The 2,367-nt window shown below is 68.7% G+C and carries 2 protein-coding genes; both read right to left on the bottom strand.

Going from position 1 to position 2,367, the window contains the following annotated elements; translation table 11 throughout:
- Positions 1–98 precede the first annotated feature (98 nt).
- The gene (locus tag I1969_RS10890) at positions 99–926 is read right to left on the bottom strand and encodes an ATP-binding protein (RefSeq protein ID WP_195235136.1); all 828 of its coding nucleotides are present in this window, start codon (positions 924–926) and stop codon (positions 99–101) included.
- Entirely contained in the window at positions 923–2,230 is a 1,308-nt protein-coding gene (gene istA, locus I1969_RS10885) for an IS21 family transposase (RefSeq protein WP_324248664.1), read from the bottom strand. The genes I1969_RS10890 and istA overlap by 4 nt, the downstream gene beginning before the upstream one ends.
- Between the last annotated feature and the right edge of the window lie 137 nt (positions 2,231–2,367).

Genomic DNA, 2,367 nt, shown 5'->3' with positions numbered 1-2,367 from the left:
CGGAATAATTTAGCCAAATATAGTCGGCCGAGATTGACCAATCCCGGCCGACCCATTTTAGCCAACACGCCCGCATCTATGACTTTCCTATCGCTTCCCTACATCCCCTCGGGCTGGATCCCCCTCACCTTCACCGCCTGGGGGACGGCCTCCACCGAGTAGGTGTCGAGCCCCCTGCCGCGGTAGCTCGGGCCCCGCATCACGAACACCGACGCCTTGTCGAACAGCCTGCCGAGGGCGCAGAGGAGCGTGTCGTCGCCCGTGAAGAACTCATCCCACCCGCTCGGGGCGATGTTGCTCGTGAGGACCATCGCGTTCGGCCCCTCCTTCTCGTAGCGCCTGTCGACGACATCGAAGAACAGGTCGGTGCACGGCCTGTCGTAGACGCATCTCCCCACCTCGTCAACGATGAGGCACGACGGCTTGACGAGCGAGGAGACGACCCGCGAGGTGTTTCCCCGCTGGACGGCCTTCTGGAACCTGTCCCTGAGCTCGGTCGCCTTGATGTAGTAGGTCTTGAGCCCCCGCATGCAGCACTCGCGCCCGTAGGCCTGCGCGAGGTGCGTCTTCCCTATGCCGCCGGGCCCGACGAAGGCGACGTTGCGGTGCGCGTAGAGGTCGGCCAGCGACGGGAGCTTGCCCAGCGCGGCCGCGTCCCGGCCCTGGATCCTGGAGAAGTCGAAGCCCTCGAAGGTCTTGGGCTCGCGCCTGGGCAGCCTGCTCAGCCTCAGCAGCGTCTCGATGGAGGCGAGCCTCCTCTTCTCCGCAAGGTAGGAGAAGGTGGCTGCCACGGCGGCCATCTCCCCGTCGCCGAGGTCGAGGTCCGAGGCGAGGGTCGCGAGCTCCTCCGCCCCGACGGCGATCCCGAGCCTCGACGCGGCGTCGCTCGCGAGCTCGTAGGGGCTCGCCCCCGCGCCCGCCATCATTCGGCCCTCCCGAAGTCGAACCTCTCGAAACCGGGTTTCGTCCTGGGCGGGGCGATCTGCTCGACCACGGTCCCCACCGGCTGGGTCGGCAGCTCCTCGGGCTGCGCCGGCGATGTCTCCCACTGCCCCTCGCACCAGCTGTCGGCGCCGGTGCCGACGGCGTGGGCGACGAGCTCGCGGGAGAGGTCGTCGCTGTATATGTGCACCACGCGCCCCTCCCGGCTCACCCTGCACTCGCGGCGGACGTACCAGTAGGGCACGCCGTAGCGGTGCCCCTCGAAGCTCACGAAGCCGTCGAAGGAGATCTTCCGGCGCGGGCACAGGTACCGCTCGACCTCGGCCGTGACCTCGAGCGGCCTGGTGTTCGCCGAGCACGCCGCCTCGTGCTCGCGCATCGGGACGCATGCCGCCGCGCGCCGCCAGCGGCCTCCCTGCTCGGCGCACCAGAGGGCGGCCTCCCGGTTGAGGGCGTCAAGGTCGGTGAAGGACCTTCCCGCGAGGAAGTTCCCCTTCACGAAGCGGACGAGCCTCTCCACCTTGCCCTTCGTATAGGGGTGGCGCGGCCTGCACAGCCTGGTGCGGAAGCCGACGACGCCCATGAACTCGGCGTAGTCGGCCTGCCAGACGGGCCGGCCGTCGGCATCGCGGCGGACGACCACGCTCTTCATGTTGTCGGTGAGCACGGTCGCGGGCACGCCCAGCGCCGAGAACGCGTGCAGCATCCCGATGAGGAGGTTCTCCTGGCGCGCGTTCGGGAAGAACTCGACGTGGGCGCCCCCGCAATGGTGGCAGACCATGGCGAAGCAGGCGATCCGCGCCCGCTCCCCGCCAGGGCGCTCGACCGCGACGAAGCCCCAGTCCATCTGGTAGGCCTCTCCGGGCGCCGTCCTGAAGCGCTGGCCGCGGCAGCCCTGCGGGGCCACCTGCCGCCTCTTCGCGGGCACGAGGTCCCGGTGCGCGGCGATATAGGTCTTCACCGTGGTGAGGCCGCCGGCGTAGCCCTGGCCGAGCAGCCGCTCGAATATCACCTGCGAGTTGGTGACGCCCTTCCGCAGGAGGTCGTCCACCAGGCCGGTGTGGCCGGCGAGCACGCCCGGCGCGGCCCTCCTCCCGCTGTTCCCGTGGGGCAGGGCCCTGAACCCGTGTGCCCTGACCGTCCTCGCGCGGGAGCGGGTGAGCCCCGTCCTCCTGCAGAACTCCGCGAGGTTGCATGCCTGCGGGTCGAACCCGTCGCCCTCCTCCGCGGCCATCTCCCGGAGCGCCGCGTCTATAATCTCCTGTAGGTCATCGTGTCTCTCGTTCACCTCAATGGTCCTCCTAACGCCGGCGTGTTGGCACCACCAGCGTAGTGGCGGCGGGGAGGCACGGTGGCCATTATTCGGTGACCGGGATTGGTCAAAATAGTTTGACTATTAGCGGCTAAAATCGCCCGGCGCTAACA

Origin of the sequence: Collinsella aerofaciens (assembly GCF_015548375.1) — a bacterium.
GTDB classification, from domain to species: domain Bacteria; phylum Actinomycetota; class Coriobacteriia; order Coriobacteriales; family Coriobacteriaceae; genus Collinsella; species Collinsella aerofaciens_AB.
Note: the sequence above shows the minus strand (reverse complement) of the source record. Positions and strands in the feature narration are given on the sequence as shown.